10 protein-coding genes, 1 tRNA gene and 3 rRNA genes are annotated in these 24,432 nt (G+C 67.2%); 13 read left to right on the plus strand and 1 reads right to left on the minus strand.

Going from position 1 to position 24,432, the window contains the following annotated elements; genetic code table 11:
• Positions 1 to 28: 28 nt before the first annotated feature.
• From OG490_RS27195 to OG490_RS27225, 7 genes are all read left to right on the plus strand, one after another.
• The gene (locus OG490_RS27195; RefSeq protein WP_330301086.1) at positions 29 to 1,714 is read left to right on the plus strand and encodes a ribonuclease J; all 1,686 of its coding nucleotides are present in this window, start codon (positions 29 to 31) and stop codon (positions 1,712 to 1,714) included.
• A 627-nt stretch (positions 1,715 to 2,341) separates the two neighbouring features.
• A 16S ribosomal RNA gene (locus tag OG490_RS27200) occupies positions 2,342 to 3,866 on the plus strand.
• Positions 3,867 to 4,153: 287 nt separating this feature from the next.
• Positions 4,154 to 7,277: ribosomal RNA gene (locus tag OG490_RS27205) — 23S ribosomal RNA — on the plus strand.
• 74 nt (positions 7,278 to 7,351) lie between these two features.
• Positions 7,352 to 7,469, plus strand: a 5S ribosomal RNA gene (gene rrf / locus OG490_RS27210).
• Together the 16S, 23S and 5S rRNA genes with 1 tRNA gene alongside form the textbook arrangement of a ribosomal RNA operon.
• A gap of 5 nt (positions 7,470 to 7,474) precedes the next feature.
• A tRNA-Thr gene (locus tag OG490_RS27215) sits at positions 7,475 to 7,550 on the plus strand.
• 92 nt (positions 7,551 to 7,642) lie between these two features.
• Positions 7,643 to 8,287, plus strand: coding sequence for a hypothetical protein (locus OG490_RS27220; protein WP_330298891.1), 645 nt, complete (start codon positions 7,643 to 7,645; stop codon positions 8,285 to 8,287).
• A gap of 167 nt (positions 8,288 to 8,454) precedes the next feature.
• Positions 8,455 to 8,691, plus strand: coding sequence for a hypothetical protein (locus tag OG490_RS27225; protein ID WP_330298892.1), 237 nt, complete (start codon positions 8,455 to 8,457; stop codon positions 8,689 to 8,691).
• Between the two features lie 22 nt (positions 8,692 to 8,713).
• Here OG490_RS27225 and OG490_RS27230 read toward each other — a convergent pair whose 3' ends face one another.
• Entirely contained in the window at positions 8,714 to 11,236 is a 2,523-nt protein-coding gene (locus tag OG490_RS27230; RefSeq protein WP_330298893.1) for a SpoIIE family protein phosphatase, read from the minus strand.
• A gap of 285 nt (positions 11,237 to 11,521) precedes the next feature.
• On the opposite strand from OG490_RS27230, the gene OG490_RS27235 reads away from it, so the two are divergent.
• The 6 genes from OG490_RS27235 to pgsA all read left to right on the plus strand — a co-directional run bounded on the left by OG490_RS27235 (position 11,522) and on the right by pgsA (position 24,323).
• Positions 11,522 to 17,026, plus strand: coding sequence for a HAMP domain-containing protein (locus OG490_RS27235; RefSeq protein ID WP_330298894.1), 5,505 nt, complete (start codon positions 11,522 to 11,524; stop codon positions 17,024 to 17,026).
• 236 nt (positions 17,027 to 17,262) lie between these two features.
• Positions 17,263 to 17,949: a response regulator gene (locus OG490_RS27240; protein WP_330298895.1), complete on the plus strand. Its 687-nt coding sequence runs from the start codon at positions 17,263 to 17,265 to the stop codon at positions 17,947 to 17,949.
• Between the two features lie 188 nt (positions 17,950 to 18,137).
• Positions 18,138 to 20,945 carry an FtsK/SpoIIIE family DNA translocase gene (locus tag OG490_RS27245; protein WP_330298896.1) on the plus strand — a complete coding sequence of 936 codons (2,808 nt, stop codon included), beginning with the start codon at positions 18,138 to 18,140 and terminating at the stop codon, positions 20,943 to 20,945.
• A gap of 205 nt (positions 20,946 to 21,150) precedes the next feature.
• Positions 21,151 to 22,047 (plus strand): helix-turn-helix domain-containing protein, encoded by an 897-nt coding sequence (locus OG490_RS27250; protein WP_330298897.1) that lies wholly within the window; start codon positions 21,151 to 21,153, stop codon positions 22,045 to 22,047.
• Between the two features lie 114 nt (positions 22,048 to 22,161).
• Complete coding sequence (gene rimO, locus OG490_RS27255; protein WP_330298898.1) at positions 22,162 to 23,670, plus strand: 30S ribosomal protein S12 methylthiotransferase RimO; 1,509 nt, start codon at positions 22,162 to 22,164, stop codon at positions 23,668 to 23,670.
• Positions 23,667 to 24,323 (plus strand): CDP-diacylglycerol--glycerol-3-phosphate 3-phosphatidyltransferase, encoded by a 657-nt coding sequence (gene pgsA, locus OG490_RS27260; RefSeq protein ID WP_330298899.1) that lies wholly within the window; start codon positions 23,667 to 23,669, stop codon positions 24,321 to 24,323. Before rimO ends, pgsA begins: the two co-directional genes overlap by 4 nt.
• Positions 24,324 to 24,432 lie beyond the last annotated feature (109 nt).

Consider the following 24,432-nt stretch of genomic DNA (forward strand, 5'->3'; position numbering starts at 1 on the left):
CGTGGCGGGCGTGGTGAAGGAGAACCTTTTGAGCCATCCGCATCCTGAACTCGGTCCGCCGCCGAAGCTCCCGAAGGGCGGCCTCCGGGTCACCCCCCTGGGTGGCCTCGGTGAGATCGGCCGCAACATGACCGTCTTCGAGTTCGACGGCCGCCTGCTGATCGTCGACTGCGGCGTCCTCTTCCCCGAAGAGGAGCAGCCGGGCATCGACCTGATCCTGCCGGACTTCTCGTCCATCCGGGATCGCCTCGACGACATCGAGGGCATCGTCCTCACGCACGGCCACGAGGACCACATCGGCGCCGTCCCCTACCTCCTCCGGGAGAAGCCGGACATCCCGCTGATCGGCTCCAAGCTGACGCTGGCCCTCATCGAGGCGAAGCTCCAGGAGCACCGCATCCGCCCCTACACCCTCGAGGTGAAGGAAGGCGAGCGCGAGAACCTGGGCCCCTTCGACTGCGAGTTCATCGCCGTCAACCACTCCATCCCGGACGCGCTGGCCGTGGCCATCCGCACCGGTGCGGGCATGGTCGTCTGCACCGGCGACTTCAAGATGGACCAGCTGCCGCTGGACAACCGCCTCACCGACCTCCACGCGTTCGCCCGTCTGAGCGAAGAGGGCATCGACCTCCTCCTCTCGGACTCCACGAACGCCGAGGTCCCGGGCTTCGTACCGCCCGAGCGCGAGATCTCGGGCGTGCTGCGCACGGTTTTCGCGAACGCCAACAACCGGATCATCGTGGCGAGCTTCGCCAGCCACGTGCACCGGATCCAGCAGATCCTCGATGCCGCCCACGAGTACGGCCGCAGGGTCGCCTTCGTCGGCCGCTCGATGGTCCGCAACATGGGCATCGCCCGTGACCTGGGCTACCTGAAGGTTCCGGCCGGTCTCGTCGTGGACGTCAAGACCCTCGACGACCTGCCGCCCCACGAGGTCGTCCTGGTCTGCACGGGTTCCCAGGGCGAGCCGATGGCAGCCCTGTCCCGCATGGCGAACCGCGACCACCAGATCCGGATCGTCCCCGGCGACACGGTCATCCTGGCCTCGTCCCTCATCCCGGGCAACGAGAACGCGGTCTACCGCGTGATCAACGGCCTGACCCGCTGGGGCGCCAACGTCGTGCACAAGGGCAACGCCAAGGTGCACGTCTCGGGCCACGCCTCCGCCGGCGAGCTGCTGTACTTCTACAACATCTGCAAGCCGCGGAACCTGATGCCGGTCCACGGCGAATGGCGCCACCTGCGCGCCAACGCCGAGCTCGGTGCCCTGACGGGCGTACCGAAGGACCGCATCGTCATCGCCGAGGACGGCGTCGTCGTCGACCTCATCGACGGCAAGGCGCGGATCTCCGGCAAGGTCCAGGCCGGCTACGTCTACGTGGACGGCCTCTCGGTCGGCGACGTCACCGAAGCCTCGCTCAAGGACCGCAGGATCCTCGGTGACGAGGGCATCATCTCGGTCTACGTCGTGGTGGACAGCACCACGGGCAAGGTCGTCAGCGGCCCGAACATCCAGGCCCGCGGCTCCGGCATCGAGGACTCGGCCTTCAACGCGGTCCTGCCGAAGATCGAGGAAGCCATCGCCCGCGCCGCGGCCGACGGCGTCGCCGAGCCGCACCAGATCCAGCAGCTCATCCGCCGCACGATGGGCAAGTGGGTCTCGGACGGCTACCGCCGCCGCCCGATGATCCTCCCGGTCGTCGTCGAGGTCTGACCCTCGCCGTAGCGACCTCACCGGAGCGGGGCAACCGGATTTGCATCCGGGGGCCCCGCTCCAGTACGTTTACGTCTCCACCCCGCACGACACCCCGGCACACACGTGTGCCCGGCCATGTCACGCGGGCGGGTGGGAATCCGGACCTGGGAAACCTGATAAAGTCTGGCTCGCCCGAAAGGGAATGGCTCTCCAATGGCCATCCAATTCAATTCCAAGCCCGACAGGGTGCGGAAATGATCTGGTAGAGTTGGAATCGCAGGAAAGGGAAACGCGAAAGCGAAGAACTGGAAAGCGAAACCCGCTGACTGGGAATCGGACACGAAAGAGTCTGATAGAGTCGGAGACACAAGAACGAAGGAAGCGCCCGGAGGAAAGCCCGAGAGGGTGAGTACAAAGGAAGCGTCCGTTCCTTGAGAACTCAACAGCGTGCCAAAAATCAACGCCAAAAAGTTGATACCCCGTCCACCTCGGTGGATGAGGTTCCTTTGAAAAAAGACCTGTGAGGTCGCGGTTCTGCCGTGGTGCTTGCAGGCAATTACACAGCGAGGACGCAGTGGACGGTCGGTCTTATTCCGACATGACTGTCCCGCTCTAAGTGCGTGTGCACCCGATTACGGGTAAACATTCATGGAGAGTTTGATCCTGGCTCAGGACGAACGCTGGCGGCGTGCTTAACACATGCAAGTCGAACGATGAAGCCCTTCGGGGTGGATTAGTGGCGAACGGGTGAGTAACACGTGGGCAATCTGCCCTTCACTCTGGGACAAGCCCTGGAAACGGGGTCTAATACCGGATAACACTCCTGCCTGCATGGGTGGGAGTTAAAAGCTCCGGCGGTGAAGGATGAGCCCGCGGCCTATCAGCTTGTTGGTGGGGTAATGGCCCACCAAGGCGACGACGGGTAGCCGGCCTGAGAGGGCGACCGGCCACACTGGGACTGAGACACGGCCCAGACTCCTACGGGAGGCAGCAGTGGGGAATATTGCACAATGGGCGAAAGCCTGATGCAGCGACGCCGCGTGAGGGATGACGGCCTTCGGGTTGTAAACCTCTTTCAGCAGGGAAGAAGCGAAAGTGACGGTACCTGCAGAAGAAGCGCCGGCTAACTACGTGCCAGCAGCCGCGGTAATACGTAGGGCGCAAGCGTTGTCCGGAATTATTGGGCGTAAAGAGCTCGTAGGCGGCTTGTCACGTCGGATGTGAAAGCCCGAGGCTTAACCTCGGGTCTGCATTCGATACGGGCTAGCTAGAGTGTGGTAGGGGAGATCGGAATTCCTGGTGTAGCGGTGAAATGCGCAGATATCAGGAGGAACACCGGTGGCGAAGGCGGATCTCTGGGCCATTACTGACGCTGAGGAGCGAAAGCGTGGGGAGCGAACAGGATTAGATACCCTGGTAGTCCACGCCGTAAACGTTGGGAACTAGGTGTTGGCGACATTCCACGTCGTCGGTGCCGCAGCTAACGCATTAAGTTCCCCGCCTGGGGAGTACGGCCGCAAGGCTAAAACTCAAAGGAATTGACGGGGGCCCGCACAAGCAGCGGAGCATGTGGCTTAATTCGACGCAACGCGAAGAACCTTACCAAGGCTTGACATATACCGGAAAGCATTAGAGATAGTGCCCCCCTTGTGGTCGGTATACAGGTGGTGCATGGCTGTCGTCAGCTCGTGTCGTGAGATGTTGGGTTAAGTCCCGCAACGAGCGCAACCCTTGTCCTGTGTTGCCAGCATGCCCTTCGGGGTGATGGGGACTCACAGGAGACCGCCGGGGTCAACTCGGAGGAAGGTGGGGACGACGTCAAGTCATCATGCCCCTTATGTCTTGGGCTGCACACGTGCTACAATGGCCGGTACAATGAGCTGCGATACCGTGAGGTGGAGCGAATCTCAAAAAGCCGGTCTCAGTTCGGATTGGGGTCTGCAACTCGACCCCATGAAGTCGGAGTTGCTAGTAATCGCAGATCAGCATTGCTGCGGTGAATACGTTCCCGGGCCTTGTACACACCGCCCGTCACGTCACGAAAGTCGGTAACACCCGAAGCCGGTGGCCCAACCCGTAAGGGAGGGAGCTGTCGAAGGTGGGACTGGCGATTGGGACGAAGTCGTAACAAGGTAGCCGTACCGGAAGGTGCGGCTGGATCACCTCCTTTCTAAGGAGCACAGTACCGATTGCAGACAAACGTTCTGCACGGTCAGCTCAGGGTGGAACGTTGATTAGTTGGCACGGTTTCCAAAACCTTCTGTGAGTACTGCTTCGGCGTGGAAAACGGTTTGAGTGGCGGGGATCGTGCTTGGCACGTTGTTGGGTATCTGAGGGTACGGCCGTATGGTCATGCCTTCTGCGATGCCGGCCCCAGTGAACTCGCCAGCTTGTCTGGTGGGGTGATGGGTGGCTGGTCGTTGCTTGAGAACTACACAGTGGACGCGAGCATCTGTAGGCCAAGTTTTTAAGGGCGCACGGTGGATGCCTTGGCACCAGGAACCGATGAAGGACGTGAGAGGCCGCGATAGGCCCCGGGGAGCTGCCAACTGAGCTTTGATCCGGGGGTGTCCGAATGGGGAAACCCGGCAGTCGTCATGGGCTGTCACCCACTGCTGAACACATAGGCAGTGTGGAGGGAACGCGGGGAAGTGAAACATCTCAGTACCCGCAGGAAGAGAAAACAACCGTGATTCCGGGAGTAGTGGCGAGCGAAACCGGAACAGGCCAAACCGTATGCGTGTGATACCCGGCAGGGGTTGCGCATGCGGGGTTGTGGGAATTCTTTTGATCGGTCTGCCGGCCGGTCGGCGAGTCAGAAACCGTTGATGTAGTCGAAGGACATGCGAAAGGTCCGGCGTAGAGGGTAAGACCCCCGTAGACGAAACATCAGCGGCTTGCTTAAGAATCTCCCAAGTAGCACGGGGCCCGAGAAATCCCGTGTGAATCTGGCGGGACCACCCGCTAAGCCTAAATATTCCCTGGTGACCGATAGCGGATAGTACCGTGAGGGAATGGTGAAAAGTACCGCGGGAGCGGAGTGAAATAGTACCTGAAACCGTGTGCCTACAAGCCGTGGGAGCGTCGCCGTTATTCTTCGGAATAACGGTCGTGACTGCGTGCCTTTTGAAGAATGAGCCTGCGAGTTAGCGGTGTGTAGCGAGGTTAACCCGTGTGGGGAAGCCGTAGCGAAAGCGAGTCCGAATAGGGCGATTGAGTTGCACGCTCTAGACCCGAAGCGGAGTGATCTAGCCATGGGCAGGTTGAAGCGGAGGTAAGACTTCGTGGAGGACCGAACCCACCAGGGTTGAAAACCTGGGGGATGACCTGTGGTTAGGGGTGAAAGGCCAATCAAACTCCGTGATAGCTGGTTCTCCCCGAAATGCATTTAGGTGCAGCGTCACGTGTTTCTTGCCGGAGGTAGAGCACTGGATAGGCGATGGGCCCTACCGGGTTACTGACCTTAGCCAAACTCCGAATGCCGGTAAGTGAGAGCGTGGCAGTGAGACTGTGGGGGATAAGCTCCATGGTCGAGAGGGAAACAGCCCAGAGCATCGACTAAGGCCCCTAAGCGTACGCTAAGTGGGAAAGGATGTGGAGTCGCAGAGACAACCAGGAGGTTGGCTTAGAAGCAGCCACCCTTGAAAGAGTGCGTAATAGCTCACTGGTCAAGTGATTCCGCGCCGACAATGTAGCGGGGCTCAAGCGTACCGCCGAAGTCGTGTCATTGCAGCAATAGGGCCAACGCCCGCTGTGATGGGTAGGGGAGCGTCGTGTGCCGGGTGAAGCAGCAGCGGAAGCTAGTTGTGGACGGTTCACGAGTGAGAATGCAGGCATGAGTAGCGATACACACGTGAGAAACGTGTGCGCCGATTGACTAAGGGTTCCTGGGTCAAGCTGATCTGCCCAGGGTAAGTCGGGACCTAAGGCGAGGCCGACAGGCGTAGTCGATGGACAACCGGTTGATATTCCGGTACCCGCTTTGAAACGCCCAATATCGAATCAGGCGATGCTAAGTCCGTGAAGCCGTTCCGGACCCTTCGGGGAAAGGAAAGTGGTGGAGCCGACGAACCAGACTTGTAGTAGGTAAGCGATGGGGTGACGCAGGAAGGTAGTCCAGCCCGGGCGGTGGTAGTCCCGGGGTAAGGGTGTAGGCCGAGGGGTAGGCAAATCCGTCCCTCATATAAGGCTGAGACCTGATGCCGAGCCGATTGTGGTGAAGTGGATGATCCTATGCTGTCGAGAAAAGCCTCTAGCGAGTTTCATGGCGGCCCGTACCCTAAACCGACTCAGGTGGTCAGGTAGAGAATACCGAGGCGTTCGGGTGAACTATGGTTAAGGAACTCGGCAAAATGCCCCCGTAACTTCGGGAGAAGGGGGGCCAGTCCTGGTGATCGGATTTACTCCGTGAGCTGGGGGTGGCCGCAGAGACCAGCGAGAAGCGACTGTTTACTAAAAACACAGGTCCGTGCGAAGCCGTAAGGCGATGTATACGGACTGACGCCTGCCCGGTGCTGGAACGTTAAGGGGACCGGTTAGTCACATTTCGGTGTGGCGAAGCTGAGAACTTAAGCGCCAGTAAACGGCGGTGGTAACTATAACCATCCTAAGGTAGCGAAATTCCTTGTCGGGTAAGTTCCGACCTGCACGAATGGCGTAACGACTTCTCGACTGTCTCAACCATAGGCCCGGTGAAATTGCACTACGAGTAAAGATGCTCGTTTCGCGCAGCAGGACGGAAAGACCCCGGGACCTTTACTATAGTTTGATATTGGTGTTCGGTTCGGCTTGTGTAGGATAGGTGGGAGACTTTGAAGCTGTGACGCCAGTCATGGTGGAGTCGCCGTTGAAATACCACTCTGGTCGTGCTGGATGTCTAACCTCGGTCCGTGATCCGGATCAGGGACAGTGTCTGATGGGTAGTTTAACTGGGGCGGTTGCCTCCCAAAAAGTAACGGAGGCGCCCAAAGGTTCCCTCAGCCTGGTTGGCAATCAGGTGTTGAGTGTAAGTGCACAAGGGAGCTTGACTGTGAGACCGACGGGTCGAGCAGGGACGAAAGTCGGGACTAGTGATCCGGCGGTGGCTTGTGGAAGCGCCGTCGCTCAACGGATAAAAGGTACCCCGGGGATAACAGGCTGATCTTCCCCAAGAGTCCATATCGACGGGATGGTTTGGCACCTCGATGTCGGCTCGTCGCATCCTGGGGCTGGAGTCGGTCCCAAGGGTTGGGCTGTTCGCCCATTAAAGCGGTACGCGAGCTGGGTTTAGAACGTCGTGAGACAGTTCGGTCCCTATCCGCTGTGCGCGTAGGAATATTGAGAAGGGCTGTCCCTAGTACGAGAGGACCGGGACGGACGAACCTCTGGTGTGCCAGTTGTCCTGCCAAGGGCATGGCTGGTTGGCTACGTTCGGGAGGGATAACCGCTGAAAGCATCTAAGCGGGAAGCCTGCTTCAAGATGAGTATTCCCACCTCCTTGAGAGGGTAAGGCTCCCAGTAGACGACTGGGTTGATAGGCCAGATGTGGAAGCCCGGTAACGGGTGGAGCTGACTGGTACTAATAGGCCGAGGGCTTGTCCTCAGTTGCTCGCGTCCACTGTGTTAGTTCTGAAGTAACGAACTGTGTTCATATCCGGTTGGTTAACTTCATAGTGTTTCGGTGGTCATAGCGTTAGGGAAACGCCCGGTTTACATTCCGAACCCGGAAGCTAAGCCTTTCAGCGCCGATGGTACTGCAGGGGGGACCCTGTGGGAGAGTAGGACGCCGCCGAACAACCCGCCCTTTTAGCTCAGTCGGTAGAGCGTCTCCATGGTAAGGAGAAGGTCAACGGTTCGATTCCGTTAAAGGGCTCCAAGAGAGAAGGCCCCCGCCATTGGCGGGGGCCTTTTTGCGTTCCGGGGTATTCTTCTCGCTGATCTTGAGAGCTGTTCCAGGGGAGGAATGTCATGGCGGATCAGATGACGGCCGGGGCCGAGGCCGAGTTCGAACGGGCCTGGGGCGACGCGCGGTACACCCGGGCGGTTCTGCCGCCCGTGGACGTGAACCGGATCCTGGGGGAGCGGTATACCGCGCCGGAGTCGGTGGCCCTGGACCGGGTCATGCTCTGGGACATGGAAGTGCGGAAGGCCGGCAACCCCGGTGCCTTCATTCCGAATGTCGTCAAGGAGGGCACCGTCTCCGCCTGGGTTCCGGGCCGGGAGGGCGAGGAGCTGGGGGCCGCGTTCGTGAGGCAGTCGCAGCAGCGGCTGTGGCTCCAGCCCGAGGAGTACGCGCTCGTACTCGAAGAGACGTACCTGAACCACGACCGTCAGGTGGTCACCTTCCTCGGCCGGGAGAGCTTCCCCGACGCTCAGGGCGACCCCCTGTACGCGGCCGTGACCCAGCCGCTGTTCCACGTACAGCACGGTGTCGCGGGCACCAATGGCCAGCCGCTCAACACCTGGCGGATCGTCCTGCTCACCGACGAGCCCGACGACCGGCTGGTGAAGGTCTTCGACCGGATGGCGGCCAGTCCCTGGCTGCCGGAGTTCGTGGAGCTCTACGTTCAGGACGTGCTCGGGATCCCCCTGACCCGTCGGGACGACGTCTGACGGACGACGGCGAAGGGCCCCCGCCTCTTGGCGGGGGCCCTTTTGCGTGTGAGGGGGGCCGGGTCTCCTTGTCAAGCCCCGAATATTCGGGCCATGACCGGGGGCGGGGTTCGGGGCGCAATGGGATGAGAAGGAGTCCCCAGCCCTCGATCCACGGGAGGAACCTCATGAGTACCGAACGGATCCGACACCTCGCCCGCACGTTCATGACGGCCTTGGCTGCCGACGGCGCCTCCCCGTCCTTGTCCCGGTCTCCGGCGCCGTCTCCGGCCCCGTCGTCGGCCCTGGCCCCGTCCCGGTCCGACACCGGACACGACGTGGTCGTCGAGACGGGCAGTGCGCCCTGGACCCCGGAAATGGCAGGCCCGTCGTTCATGATCCTGGTGGCGGGGCCTCGGCGGTGAGTGGCGTGGCGCGGCGGCGGCTTCAGTCGCCGTCGCGCTGCTGCGGGATGCGGAAGGTGAGGATGGCCATGTCGTCCGAGGCCGGTTCGGCGGCGAAGCGCTCCACGGCGCGCAGCACCCGGGAGGCCACCGCGCCGGCCGTGAGGCCCGTACACGTGCTCAGGACCTCGGTGAGGCCGTCGTCGCCGAGCATGCGGGTGCCCTCGCGGCGTTCGGTGATTCCGTCCGTGACGCAGAGCAGGACGTCGCCCGGGTCCAGGGTCAGGGTCTGCTCGTAGAGGTCGAGGTCCTCCAGGACGCCCAGGAGGGGCTGCGGGTCGGCGGCCGGGAGGACTTCGCCGTTGGGGCGCAGGCGCAGCGGGAGCGGGTGGCCGGCGCAGACCACCTTCATGTGGGCGCTGCCGTCGGGCTGGGGGTGGAGCTCTCCGTAGAGGAGGGTGAGGAAGCGGCTGCGGTCGCCCTCGTCGAGGATCGCGGCGTTGAGGCGTTCCAGGACGGCCGGGCCGCCGAGGCCCTCGCGGGCCAGGAGGCGCAGGGCGTGGCGGGCCAGGCCGGTGACGGCGGCCGCCTCGGGGCCCGTACCGCAGACGTCGCCGATGGCGAACCCGTAGACGCCGGGGCGGATCGGGAAGACGTCGTAGAAGTCGCCGCCGACCTCGTTGCCCTCGCCTGCGGCGCGGTAGATGACCTCGACCTCGATGCCGGGGATGGCGGGGGAGCCGGGCGGCAGCAGGCTGCGCTGGAGGGAGCGGCTGATGGCGGTGCGCTCGGAGTAGAGGCGGGCGTTGTCCAGGGCGAGGGCGGCGCGGCGGGAGAGGTCCTCGGCGAGTTCGAGGATCTCCTGGCGGAAGTGCTCCTCGGAGGGCTTGCCGAGGGTCAGCATGCCGATGACGCGGTTGCGGGCGAGGAGGGGGAGGACCACCGTCTCGCCGCCGACCGCGAGGGCGGTCGAGGGCCAGGGGCGGGCGCCGGCCTCGCGGACCGGTTCGGGCGGACTCACCTGCGAGAGCAGGTCCTTGAGCCCGTCGATGCGCTCCTCGTCCTCGTGCAGGACGTAGGAGAGGTACGGGTCGGAGGCGGGGTCGGCGATCGTGTAGACGGCGCACCAGGTGGCGAGGGTGGGGACGGTCATCTGGGCCATGAGGGCCAGGGTCTGGTCCCGGTCGAGGGTGCCGGCGAGCAGGTCGGAGGCTTCGACGAGGAAGGAGAGGGAGCCGCGGCGCAGCCGTTCGAGCTCGCCGAGGCGGGCCGATTCCACGGCGAGGGCGATGCGGTCGGCGGCGAACTGGAGGCGCAGGGCGTCGTCGTTGGAGTAGCGGCCGGGGGATTCGGTGGCGACGCCGAGGGAGCCGGTGAGGCGGCCTTCGACCTTGAGGGGCACGGTGACGGCGGAGCGCATGCCGGTGGATTCCAGCAGCGGGACGGCTCCGGGGACCACGAAGAGGTCGTCGTGGACGGCGGGCATCCGGGCGCTGCCCCACCGGTTGGTGCCGGCTTCGATGGGGACGCGGGCGAATCGCTGGCGGGTGGAGGGCAGTCCGGTGGTGGCGCGGACCTCCAGCTCGGTCTCGTCGTCGGTGGCGAGGAGGAGGAAGGCCGAGTCGGCGTCGAGGAGGTCGCGGGCGCGCTCCACGGTGCGCTGGAGGAGGCCGTCGAGGTCGTCGGGGGCGGGGGAGCCGATGAAGATCTCGAAGGGGTCCGCGGGGCGGGGCTCGGAGAGGTGGCCGGCGTCGGCGGGGACGCGGACGGGACTCATGAGCAGGGCGCGCTCGTCGTCGTGGACGAGGAGGCAGACGATGGAGGGCTCGCCGTGGGCATCGCGGACCCGCAGGTGGGAGGCGTAGACGGGGATGACCCGGCCGTCGGCGCCGCGGATGCCGTAACTGCCCTCCCAGCGGGACAGGCGCAGGGCCTCGGCGATGCCGGTCCCGGTGCCGGGGGTCTGCGGCCAGGCGGCGAGCTCGGCCAGCGGGCGGCCGACGGCCTTCTCGGCGGGGTGGCCGAAGATGATCTCGGCGTCCTCGTTCCAGCCGCAGACGGTGTCGGTGGCGTCGACCTGGACGACGGCGACGCGGACCCGGCTGTCGGCGAGGGGCAGCAGCTGGTCGGGGACCACCGGGCCCGCGGAGCGGGTACCGACCGGACGGTCCGGCATGTCGAGACGGAACCACACGTGCTTGTGCGCGGCCGTGTACTCGACGCCCCAGCGGGTGGCGAGTGCGGCGCAGAGCATCAGCCCGCGGCCGTTCTCGCGGTCCGGGTCGGCGTACGGGCGCTCGCCGGGGAGGTGGAGCGGGAGCTCGCGCTCCGGGTACCGGTCGGCGACCTCGACCCGTACGCCGTCCTCGGTGCGCAGGCACAGGACTTCGGCGCGGGTGCCGGCGTGGACCACGGCGTTGGTGACGAGCTCGCTGGTGAGGACGACCGCGTCGTCGATGATGTCCGCGAAGCCCCACCCCTGGAGGGTGTCGCGGACGAACGCTCGGGCGGCGGCGACCGAGCGCCCTTGTGGATCAAAACTGGCAGCCGCCCGTGCCGTGATCACGAGTCTCCTTCGACGCGGTGGACATCGGATGCCAGGTTACTTACCTTCGCGCTCGCCATGGTGCCGTCGTCGGGGAATCCACCCGCAGGGTACGGCCGGTGTGCGATGGTGCCGGAGTGTTATGGCCGGGTTGGGCCGGGGTGAAACACTGGGCACGCTCGGAGTCGGGTAGTAAATGGACACGGCGTAAATGGGCACGGCGTAAGTGGGCACGGTGTAAACGGTCGCGGCGTGATGAGCGAAGCGTCCGGTGGAACAGTGGTCGACCCTTTCGGGAGGGACACGGTGGAGTCTGGCGCGGCGGTGCGGCGTACGGGAACGCGCCCTAAGGGCGGACGGTCCCGGCGGGGCGGCACGACGGAAGTTGATACCGCGGCACTGAACAGGCTGCTCACGGCCCTGGTGTCGATGCGGGACGGGAATTTCCGCAAGCGGCTGACGGTGTCCGGCGAAGGTGTGATGGCGGAGATCGCCGCCGTCTACAACGAGGTCGCCGACCGCAATCTCCACCTGACCGGGGAGCTGTCCCGGGTGCGACGGATGGTGGGCCGCGAGGGCAAGCTCAGCGAACGGCTGGAAACAGGTGCCTGCGAGGGTTCCTGGGCGGCCGCGATCGACGCCTCGAACCAGCTGGTGGACGACCTGGCCAGGCCGGTGTCCGAGGTGGGCCGGGTGCTGTCGGCGGTCGCCGAGGGTGACCTCGACCAGCGGATGGACCTGCGGACCCAGGCCGCCGAGGGGGCCGGGCATCCGCTGCGCGGGGAGTTCCTGAAGGTCGGCCGGACGGTCAACAACCTGGTCGACCAGCTCTCCGCGTTCACCGACGAGGTGACTCGGGTGGCGCTGGAGGTGGGCACCGAGGGCAAGCTCGGCGGCCAGGCCCAGGTGCGCGGAATGTCCGGGTCCTGGAAGGATCTGACCGACTCCGTCAACACGATGGCGTACCGGCTCACCGCCCAGGTGCGTGACATCGCCCTGGTGACGACGGCGGTGGCGAAGGGCGATCTCTCGCGCAAGGTCACGGTGCACGTGGCCGGCGAGATGCTCCAGCTGAAGAACACCGTCAACACGATGGTGGACCAGCTGTCCTCGTTCTCCTCCGAGGTCACCAGGGTGGCCCGGGAAGTGGGTACGGAGGGCGAGCTCGGCGGTCAGGCGAAGGTGCCCGGGGTCGCGGGCGTCTGGAAGGACCTGACCGACTCCGTCAACACGATGGCCGGCAACCTGACGGCCCAGGTGCGCGGGATCGCGCAGGTCACCACGGCGGTGGCCAACGGCGACCTGTCGCAGAAGGTCCGGGTCAGCGCGCGCGGCGAGGTCGCGCAGCTGGCCGAAACGATCAATCAGATGACCGAGACGCTACGGACCTTCGCGGACGAGGTCACGCGCGTGGCCAGCGAGGTCGGGGCGAAGGGCCTGCTCGGCGGGCAGGCGCAGGTGCCGGGCGCGGCCGGGACGTGGAAGGACCTCACCGACTCGGTGAACACGGTCTTCCGCAACCTCACCACGCAGGTGCGCGACATCGCCCAGGTGACGACGGCGGTGGCCAACGGCGACCTGTCGCAGAAGGTCACCGTGAACGTCGCGGGCGAGATGCTGGAGTTGAAGAACACCGTCAACACGATGGTGGACCAGCTCCAGTCCTTCGGTGCCGAAGTGACGCGCGTGGCCCGTGAGGTCGGCGTGGAGGGTGAACTGGGCGGCCAGGCGCAGGTGCCGGGCGCCGCCGGGACGTGGAAGGACCTCACCGACTCGGTGAACACCGCCTTCCGCAACCTCACCGGTCAGGTCCGCAACATCGCCCAGGTGACGACGGCGGTGGCCAACGGCGACCTGTCGCAGAAGGTCACGGTCGACGTCTCCGGCGAGATGCTCCAGCTGAAGAACACCGTGAACACGATGGTGGACCAGCTGTCCTCCTTCGCCGACCAGGTCACGCGGATGGCCCGGGACGTGGGCACCGAGGGCCGGCTCGGCGGCCAGGCGCGGGTCGAGGGGGTGTCCGGCACCTGGAAGGAGCTCACCGACTCCGTCAACTTCATGGCCGGGAACCTGACCTCCCAGGTGCGCCAGATCGCCCAGGTGACCACCGCGGTGGCCCGCGGCGACCTCTCCCAGAAGATCGACGTGGACGCCCGCGGCGAGATCCTGGAGCTGAAGAACACCATCAACACGATGGTCGACCAGCTCTCGGCCTTCGCCGAGCAGGTGACCCGGGTGGCCCGGGACGTGGGTACGGAGGGCCGGCTCGGCGGCCAGGCGCAGGTGCCGGGCGTGGCCGGGGTCTGGCGCGATCTGACGGATTCGGTGAACGGCATGGCCGGAAACCTCACCGGTCAGGTCCGCAACATCGCGCAGGTGGCGACCGCGGTGGCCCGCGGTGACCTGTCGCAGAAGATCGAGGTGGACGCCCGCGGCGAGATCCTGGAGCTGAAGAACACCCTCAACACGATGGTGGACCAGCTCTCGAACTTCGCGGAGCAGGTGACCCGGGTGGCCCGTGAGGTGGGCACCGAGGGGATCCTGGGCGGCCAGGCGGAGGTGAAGGGGGTCTCCGGCACCTGGAAGGACCTCACCCAGTCCGTCAACTTCATGGCGAACAACCTGACCTCCCAGGTGCGCAACATCGCCGAGGTCACCACGGCCGTGGCCACGGGAGACCTCTCCAAGAAGATCACCGTCGATGCCAAGGGCGAGATCCTGGAGCTCGTCACCACCGTGAACACGATGGTCGACCAGCTCTCGTCGTTCGCGGAGCAGGTGACCCGGGTGGCCCGCGAGGTGGGCTCGGAGGGCATCCTCGGCGGGCAGGCGCGGGTGCGCGGGGTGACGGGCATCTGGAAGGACCTGACCGACAACGTCAACCTGATGGCCAACAACCTGACTTCGCAGGTCCGCAACATCTCCCAGGTCTCCTCGGCGGTCGCCAACGGCGATCTGACGAAGAAGGTCACCGTCGAGGCGCGCGGCGAGGTCGCGCAGCTCGCCGACACCGTGAACACGATGGTCAAGACCCTGTCCTCGTTCGCGGACGAGGTCACCAGGGTGGCCCGCGAGGTGGGTACGGAAGGCCGCCTGGGCGGCCAGGCGCACGTGCCGGGGGTCTCCGGGACGTGGAAGGACCTCACCGATTCGGTGAACTTCATGGCCTCCAACCTCACCGGGCAGGTGCGCCAGATCGCCATGGTCACGACCGCCATTGCCAAGGGCGACATGACCAAGAAGATCGACATCGACGCGCGCGGCGAGATCCTGGAGCTCAAGACCACCATCAACACGATGGTCGACCAGCTGTCCTCCTTCGCCGACCAGGTGACCCGGGTCGCCCGCGAAGTGGGCACCGAGGGCATCCTCGGCGGCCAGGCACGGGTCCGGGACGTCGACGGCACCTGGCGGGACCTGACCGAGTCCGTGAACGAGATGGCCGGGAACCTCACCCGGCAGGTCCGCGCCATCGCGGCCGTCGCCACGGCGGTGACCCGCGGCGACCTCAACCTCAAGATCGACGTGGACGCGGCCGGGGAGATCCAGGTCCTCCAGGACAACATCAACACGATGATCGCGAACCTGCGCGACACCACCCTGGCCAACAAGGAGCAGGACTGGCTCAAGGGCAACCTCGCCCGGATCTCCGGCCTGATGCAGGGCCGCCGCGAGCTGGACGACGTGGCCTCGCTGATCATGAGCGAGCTGACCCCCGTGGTCTCCGCGCAGCACGGCGCCTTCTTCCTGGCGCTGCCGGCCGGGGGCACCACCGAGATCGGGACGGAGGGGGGCGCCGAGGGCTCGTACGAACTGCGGATGCGCGGGAGCTACGCGTACGCCGGCGGCCAGATGCCCATCTCCTTCCGGCCGGGGGAGGGGCTGATCGGGACGGTCGCCGACCAGAAGCGGACGATCCTCATCGAGAACACCCCGCCCGGCTACCTGAAGATCTCCTCGGGGCTCGGCGAGGCCCCGCCGGCGCACGTGATCGTGCTGCCGGTGCTCTTCGAGGGGAAGGTGCTCGGAGTCATCGAGCTGGCCTCCTTCCAGCCCTTCACGCAGATCCAGAAGGACTTCCTCAGCCAGATCGCCGAGATGATCGGTACGAGCGTCAACACCATCTCCGTCAACTCCAAGACGGAGGTGCTCCTCAAGCAGTCGCAGGAGATGACCGAGCAGCTGCGCGAGCGCTCCGACGAGCTGGAGAACCGGCAGAAGGCCCTGCAGGCCGCCAACGCCGAACTGGAGGAGAAGGCCGAACTGCTGGCCAGGCAGAACCGGGACATCGAGGTGAAGAACACCGAGATCGAGGAGGCCCGCCAGGTCCTGGAGGAGCGCGCCGAGCAGCTCGCGGTCTCGATGCGCTACAAGTCCGAGTTCCTGGCGAACATGTCGCACGAGCTGCGTACCCCGCTCAACTCCCTGCTGATCCTGGCCAAGCTGCTCGCCGACAACGCGGACGAGAACCTGTCGCCGAAGCAGGTGGAGTTCGCCGAGACCATCCACGGGGCCGGCTCCGACCTGCTCCAGCTGATCAACGACATCCTCGACCTGTCGAAGGTCGAGGCGGGCAAGATGGACGTTTCGCCGACCCGGATCGCGCTGGTCCAGCTCGTCGACTACGTGGAGGCCACCTTCCGGCCGCTGACCGCGGAGAAGGGGCTGGACTTCTCGGTACGGGTCTCCCCGGAGCTCCCGGCCACCCTGCACACCGACGAGCAGCGGCTGCTCCAGGTGCTGCGCAACCTGCTGTCGAACGCGGTGAAGTTCACCGACACCGGGGCGGTGGAGCTGGTGATCAGGCCCGCCGGAGCCGATGTTCCGATCGCCATCCGGGAGCAGCTGCTGGAGGCCGGTTCGCTGCGCGAGGCGGACGCCGACCTGATCGCCTTCTCGGTGACCGACACCGGGATCGGGATCGCCGCGAGCAAGATGCTGGTGATCTTCGAGGCGTTCAAACAGGCGGACGGAACCACCAGCCGCAAGTACGGCGGCACCGGCCTCGGGCTGTCCATCAGCCGGGAGATCGCCCGGCTGCTGGGCGGGGAGATCCACGCGGCGAGCGAGCCGGGCCGTGGTTCGACCTTCACGCTGTACCTGCCGCTGAACCCGAGCGAGCTGCCCCCGCAGGGGTACGCGCCGCCCGCGCCCGGCGGCGCGCGCGCCGAGCTGTACCGCAGGCCGGCCGCCGAGGCGGCGCGGCCCGCGCTGCCGGCGGCCCCGGCCGAGCAAGGCCCCGTAGCGCCCGCGCAGCCGTTGGCGGCGCCGCGGGCCGGGGAACCGGCCGGGCAGGGGTCCTCGGCGCTGTTCCGGCGGCGGCGCAAGGCCCTGAGCGAGCCGCTGCTGAGGGCGGAGGTGCCGGGGCAGGGCGATGCGGAGGCCTGGGCCGTCGACGAGCCGCTGCCGGTGGCGCCGCGGACGTACGACTTCCACGGCGAGCGGGTGCTGATCGTGGACGACGACGTGCGCAACGTGTTCGCGCTGACCAGCGTGCTGGAACAGCACGGGCTGGCGGTGCTGTACGCGGAGAACGGCCGGGAGGGCATCGAGGTCCTGGAGCAGCACGACGACGTGTCGCTCGTGCTGATGGACATCATGATGCCGGAGATGGACGGGTACGCGACGACCTCGGCGATCCGGCGGATGCCGCAGTTCGAGGGGCTGCCGATCATCGCGCTGACGGCCAAGGCGATGAAGGGGGACCGGGAGAAGGCGATCGAGTCCGGTGCCTCGGACTATGTGACCAAGCCGGTCGAACCCGACTACCTACTGACGGTCATGGAAGGGCATATGCGGGGCAAGTGAGACGTGAGCGGGCGGGCGGGGAGGGACTCGCGAGGGAACCTTCTGCCCTCCCGCCACGTTTCCGCTTCGTGCGCAGTGACATCTTGGTGACAGGGTGTGGCGATCTCGGGACTGGGGCTACGATGACCGGCACAAGGACGGACGGCGCAAGGATGCCGTCCTCTGGGGCGGGGCCCGGCGCACAGGCCGGTGCCAGGAGCCGGGGAGGCCCCATGCCGGGGCGAGGAGGACAGGGCATGGTGCAGAAGGCCAAGATCCTCCTGGTCGACGACCGGCCGGAGAATCTGCTGGCGCTGGAGGCCATCCTCTCCGCGCTCGATCAGACACTGGTCCGGGCGTCGTCGGGGGAGGAAGCGCTCAAGGCGCTGCTGACGGACGACTTCGCGGTCATCCTGCTGGACGTGCAGATGCCGGGCATGGACGGTTTCGAGACGGCCGCGCACATCAAGCGGCGGGAGCGGACCCGGGACATCCCGATCATCTTCCTGACCGCGATCAACCACGGTCCCCACCACACCTTCCGCGGGTACGCGGCGGGCGCGGTGGACTACATCTCGAAGCCCTTCGACCCGTGGGTGCTGCGGGCCAAGGTCTCGGTGTTCGTGGAGCTCTACACGAAGAACTGCCAACTGCGCGAGCAGGCGGCGCTGCTGAGGCTCCAGCTGGAGGGCGGCAGCTCCAACGGCGCGGTGGACGGCTCCAAGGAGACGGCCGGGCTGCTGGCCGAGCTCTCCGCGCGGCTCGCCGCGGTGGAGGAGCAGGCGGAGGCGCTGACCAAGCAGCTCGGCGAAGAAGCCGCCGATCCCTCGGTGGTGGCCACGGCGGCCCACTTGGAGCGCAAGCTCACCGGACTGCGGCGGGCGCTCGACGCGCTGGAGCCGGGGACCGGGAGCGGGGCGCCCGTGCTGCCCGCGCAGGGCTGAGGGGCCGCGGGACCCGTGGCCCGCTCAGGGCCGAGGGCCACAGGTTTCCGTAGGGGGCCGCCCGGCCATCCGCTTGGCGGGCCGTCAGGTCTGGCGGTACGTCAAAGCGGGGCCACAGGCGGCGACACGAACGGGTGAAGCGGTGGGCACGCGTGTCCACCGGCACGCGCACCGGTAACCTCGGGCCCATGGCCTCAAGTACGTCCGGTAAGGGTTCCCAGAGCACGGCGGGCACCGCGAAGGGCCGCACGGGCCGTACGACGGCGCCGGCGAAGAAGGCAGCCCCCGCTCGCAAACCGCCCGCCAAGAAGGCCGCGGCCGCCACCAGGCGGGCCCCGGTCAAGAAGGTCGCGCCCAAACCCGCGCCGTCCCCCACCGGGGGAGTGCTGCGGCTGGTGCGCGCCGTCTGGCTGGGCCTCGCGCACGCCGTCGGCGCGGTCTTCCGCGGCATCGGCCAGGGTGCGAAGAACCTCGACCCCGCCCACCGCAAGGACGGCCTCGCACTGCTGCTCCTCGGGCTCGCGCTGATCGTCGCCGCCGGGACCTGGTCGAACCTGAGCGGGCCCGTCGGGGACCTGGTCACCATGCTGGTCACCGGCGCCTTCGGGCGGCTCGACCTGCTCGTGCCGATCCTGCTCGGCGTCATGGCGGTACGTTTCATCCGCCACCCCGAACAGGCCGACGCCAACGGCCGCATCGGGATCGGGCTCTCCGCGCTGGTCATCGGAGTGCTGGGGCTCGTGCACATCGCCTGCGGAGCCCCCGGGCGCGACGAGGGCACCACCGCCATGCAGAACGCGGGCGGGCTGATCGGCTGGGGCGCCTCGAAGCCGCTGATCTTCACGATGGGCGCGCCGCTGGCCGTGCCGATGCTGGTGCTGCTCACCGTCTTCGGCCTGCTGGTGGTCACCGCCACCCCGGTCAACGCGATCCCGCGGCGGCTGCGCAGTGCGGGGATCCGGCTCGGGGTGATCGCGCCGAACGAATACGACGAGGGGTACGGGGAGACCGCCGCTGAGGGTGCCTCCGCCGACCGGCACGACGCCGAGCAGTGGCGGGCCCGTACGGGTGCGGCCGCCGGATCCGCAGACCCCGGCGACCCCGCCGACACCGCCGAAGAGGAGGCGCTCGCCCGGCGGCGGCGCCCCCGGCGGACCACCGGCCGGCCGGGCATGGACCGGGAGATGGACGCCGTCGACGTGGCGGCCGCGGCCGCGGCCGCGCTGGACGGGGCGGTCTACGGAGGAATGCCGCCCTCCCCGCTGGTCGCCGATCTCACCCAGGGCATCTCGGTGGAGCGCGAGGGCGCGGAGATCACCGCTCCGGTGCCCTCGGCCCGCGAGGAGAAGGCCCCGGCGGCCGCCTCCGCCGCCCCGGCCGCGGCCCCCGTCGCGCCCACCGCACCGCCGCACGACACCACCGCCGCGGCCTCCGGGACGCTGTCCGTTCCCGACCTGACCAAGGCCCCGCCCGAGACCCAGGCGCTGCCGCCCCGCGCCGAGCAGCTCCAGCTGCGCGGGGACATCACGTACGCCCTGCCCTCCTTGGACCTGCTGGAGCGCGGGGGGCCGGGGAAGACCCGTAGCGCCGCGAACGACGCGGTGGTCGCCTCGCTGACCAACGTGTTCACCGAGTTCAAGGTCGACGCGCAGGTCACCGGTTTCACCCGGGGCCCGACGGTCACCCGCTATGAGGTCACGCTCGGCGCGGCCGTGAAGGTCGAGCGGATCACGGCGCTCGCGAAGAACATCGCCTACGCCGTGGCCTCGCCCGACGTCCGGATCATCAGCCCGATCCCCGGCAAGTCGGCGGTCGGCATCGAGATCCCGAACACCGACCGCGAGATGGTCAACCTGGGCGACGTGCTGCGGCTGGCCGACGCGGCCGAGGACGACCACCCGATGCTGGTGGCGCTCGGCAAGGACGTCGAGGGCGGCTACGTCATGGCCAACCTCGCGAAGATGCCGCACGTGCTGGTCGCCGGCGCCACCGGCTCCGGCAAGTCCTCCTGCATCAACTGCCTCATCACCTCGGTGATGGTGCGGGCCACCCCGGATGACGTCCGGATGGTGCTCGTGGACCCCAAGCGGGTGGAGCTGACGGCGTACGAGGGCATCCCGCACCTGATCACCCCGATCATCACCAACCCGAAGCGGGCCGCCGAGGCGCTCCAGTGGGTCGTGCGCGAGATGGACCTGCGCTACGACGACCTGGCGGCCTTCGGGTACCGGCACATCGACGACTTCAACAAGGCGATCCGCGACGGAAAGATCAAACTGCCGCCGGGCAGCGAGCGGGAGCTCAGCCCGTACCCGTACCTGCTGGTGATCGTCGACGAGCTCGCCGACCTGATGATGGTCGCCCCTCGGGACGTCGAGGACTCGATCGTCCGCATCACCCAGCTGGCCCGTGCGGCCGGCATCCACCTGGTGCTCGCCACGCAGCGGCCCTCGGTGGACGTGGTCACCGGCCTGATCAAGGCCAACGTGCCCTCGAGGCTCGCGTTCGCCACCTCCTCGCTCGCGGACAGCCGGGTCATCCTCGACCAGCCGGGCGCGGAGAAGCTCATCGGCAAGGGCGACGGGCTGTTCCTGCCGATGGGCGCGAACAAGCCGGTCCGGCTGCAGGGCGCCTTCGTCACCGAGGACGAGATCGCCGGGATCGTGCAGCACTGCAAGGACCAGATGGCGCCGGTCTTCCGCAACGACGTCACGGTCGGGCAGAAGCAGACCAAGGAGATCGACGAGGAGATCGGCGACGACCTGGACCTGCTGTGCCAGGCGGCCGAGCTGGTCGTCTCCACGCAGTTCGGCTCCACCTCGATGCTCCAGCGCAAGCTGCGGGTCGGTTTCGCGAAGGCCGGGCGGCTGATGGACCTGATGGAGTCGCGCGGGATCGTGGGACCGAGCGAGGGCTCCAAGGCGCGCGACGTCCTGCTCAAGGCCGACGAACTGGACGGCATGCTCGCCGTGATCCGCGGCGAGACCCCGGTCTAGGCCGTCCGTGTTCCGGGGGTGGCCGTTTCCTCCGGAGCCGCGTCCAGTTGAGGGAGGTGGCGGCGCATTTCGGGCCGCCACACCGGGCGGAGGCCCCGTAGCCATTCGTATGGCGTACGGAGTCACCCCTCCGGTTGCCCCACCCTTTCGTCACCCCCCTAGACTGGACATCCAGCAGGTGGCTACACGCTCGAAAGGCGCCCTCGTGTCCATCGGCAACTCCAACTCCCCCGAAGAAGAGCGGCCTTCGACCGACGACCGGTCCGAGGACCGCATCGTCGAGCGTTCCGTCGAAGAGCCGTCCATCGGGACGGCCCTCAAGAAGGCCCGGATCGCCGCCGGGCTGACTGTCGACGAGGTCAGTTCCACCACCCGCGTGCGCATTCCGATCGTGCACGCGATCGAATCCGATGATTTCTCCCGCTGCGGCGGAGACGTCTACGCCCGCGGCCACATCCGTACGCTCGCCCGCGCCGTGCGCCTCGATCCGGCACCCCTGATCGACAGCTACGACGCGGCCCATGGCGGCCGGCCGGCACCCACCCCTGCCGCGCCGATGTTCGAAGCCGAGCGGATCCGCCCCGAACGGCAGCGGCCCAACTGGACCGCCGCCATGGTCGCCGCCATCGTCGCCGTCATCGGCTTCGTCGGCTTCACCGCCTTCGGCGGCGGCGACGAGAAGTCCAAGCAGCCGGTGGCGGAAGGTTCCGCCGCCCCCAAGGCCGCACCCACGCAGGCCGGCGCCAAGCCGTCGCCCCCGACCCCGCAGGCGCCTCAGGCCCCCAAGCCCGAGCCCTCGGAAAGCGCCATCGCCGCCGCGCCCAAGGACCTCGTCACGGTCGTCCTGACGGCCAACGACGGGGAAAGCTGGATCTCGGCCAAGGACCACAGTGGCCGGCTCCTCTTCGACGGCACCCTCGCGCAGGGCGAATCGAAGACGTTCACCGACAAGGACTCCATCGACCTGGTGCTCGGCGACGCCGGGGTCGTGAAGCTGTTCGTGAACGGCAAGGAGATCAAGGACAAGTTCCAGCCGGGCCAGGTGGAACGTCTCACATACACCAAGGACGACCCCCGTCAGGGCCAGGCCCAGGCAGGCTGACCAGCGAGGAATAAAACCTTCCGGATCCCCGGGGTGCTGCGCCGCACTCCGGGGATCTTGTCGTACCGGGATGGGAGGCGGGGGCCGCCGCCGGGACGAAGTAGTCTTGAGTCCATGCCCGAACGCCGTACCGTCGCCCTTGTCACTCTTGGCTGCGCCCGTAACGAGGTGGACTCGGAGGAGCTCGCAGGCCGCTTGGCGGCGGATGGCTGGGAGCTCGTCGAGGACGCCGCCGATGCGGACGTAGCCGTCGTCAACACCTGCGGCTTCGTCGAAGCCGCCAAAAAGGACTCCGTAGACGCCCTGCTCGAAGCCAACGATCTCAAGGATCACGGCAGGACGCAGGCCGTCGTAGCCGTCGGCTGCATGGCGGAGCGCTACGGCAAGGAACTCGCCGAAGCGCTTCCCGAAGCCGACGGGGTCCTTGGTTTCGACGACTACGCCGATATCTCCGACCGCCTCCAGACCATCCTCAACGGTGGCATCCACGCCTCCCACACCCCGCGCGACCGGCGCAAGCTGCTGCCGATCAGCCCGGCGGCCCGCCAGGACGCCGAGGTGGCCCTGCCCGGCCACGCGCAGTCGGCGCCCGCCGAAGAACCGGCCGAAGCCCCCGCCGACCTCCCGGACGGGCTCGCACCCGCCTCCGGGCCGCGTGCGCCGCTGCGCCGCCGCCTGGACAAGAGCCCGGTGGCCTCGGTCAAGCTGGCCTCCGGCTGCGACCGCCGCTGCTCCTTCTGCGCCATCCCGTCCTTCCGCGGCTCCTTCATCTCCCGCCGCCCCAGCGACGTGCTGGGCGAGACGCGCTGGCTCGCCGAGCAGGGCGTCAAGGAGATCATGCTGGTCTCCGAGAACAACACCTCGTACGGCAAGGACCTCGGCGACATCCGCCTGCTGGAGACCCTGCTGCCCGAGCTGGCCGAGGTGGACGGCATCGAGCGCGTCCGCGTCAGCTACCTCCAGCCCGCCGAGATGCGGCCCGGCCTGATCGACGTACTCACCTCGACCCCCAAGGTCGTCCCGTACTTCGACCTGTCCTTCCAGCACTCGGCCCCCGACGTGCTGCGCGCCATGCGCCGCTTCGGTGACACCGACCGCTTCCTGGAGCTGCTGGACACCATCCGCTCCAAGGCCCCGCAGGCCGGAGTCCGGTCCAACTTCATCGTCGGCTTCCCCGGCGAGAAGGAATCGGACTTCGCCGAGCTGGAGCGTTTCCTCACCAACGCGCGGCTCGACGCCATCGGCGTCTTCGGCTACTCCGACGAGGACGGCACCGAGGCCGTCACCTACGACAACAAGCTGGACGCCGACACCATCGCCGAGCGCCTCGCCCACATGCAGCGCCTCGCCGAGGAGCTCACCTCGCAGCGCGCGGAGGAGCGGATCGGAGAGACCCTGGAGGTGCTCGTCGAGACGGTCGTCCCGATCGACGAGGCGGAGGACGGCGAGGGCGCCTACGGGCGCGCCGCCCACCAGGCCCCCGAGACCGACGGCCAGGTCGTCTTCACGGACGGCGCGGGCCTGGTCCCCGGGCGTATCGTCACGGCGAAGGTGGTCGGCACCCTGGGCGTGGACCTGGTGGCCGAGCCCCTGGGCATGGACCTTGAGGAGGCGGCCGGATGAGCGGAGCCCCGGCATCTGCGGCGGGCGGGACCGGCCGCCGGCCCGCGCCCGGCGCGAAGCTGGGCGCCGCGGCGGTCAATCAGGCCAGCCTGTGGAACATCGCCAACATCCTGACGATGATCCGGCTGGTCCTGGTGCCGGGATTCGTGATGCTGCTGCTCGCCGACGGGGGATACGACCCCGTCTGGCGGGCGCTGGCCTGGGCGGCGTTCGCCGTCGCCATGATCACCGACATCTTCGACGGGCATCTGGCCCGCACGTACAACCTGGTCACCGACTTCGGGAAGATCGCCGACCCCATCGCCGACAAGGCGATCATGGGGTCGGCTTTGGTGTGTCTGTCGTGGCTCGGTGATCTGCCCTGGTGGGTGACCGGGGTGATCCTCGGCCGGGAACTCGGGATCACGCTCCTGCGTTTCTGGGTCATCAGGTACGGGGTGATTCCCGCGAGCCGGGGCGGCAAGCTCAAGACCCTGGCCCAGGGCACGGCCGTGGGCATGTACGTGCTCGCGCTGACCGGGCCGCTGGCCACCCTGCGGTTCTGGGTGATGGCGGTCGCCGTCGTCCTGACGGTCGTCACCGGTTTGGATTACATCCGCCAGGCGATCGTGCTGCGGAGGCAGGGACTGGCCGAGGAGCGGGCCGCGCGGTGAACGACGCGGGGGCCGGTGCGGGGACCAGTGCGGGGATCGGGCTTGCGGCGGATGCCGGAAGCGGCCCTGTGGGCGTCCTGGCGGGTGACACCGGGAACCCTGCGGTAAT

Origin of the sequence: Streptomyces sp. NBC_00503 (genome assembly GCF_036346895.1) — a bacterium.
GTDB lineage: Bacteria > Actinomycetota > Actinomycetes > Streptomycetales > Streptomycetaceae > Streptomyces.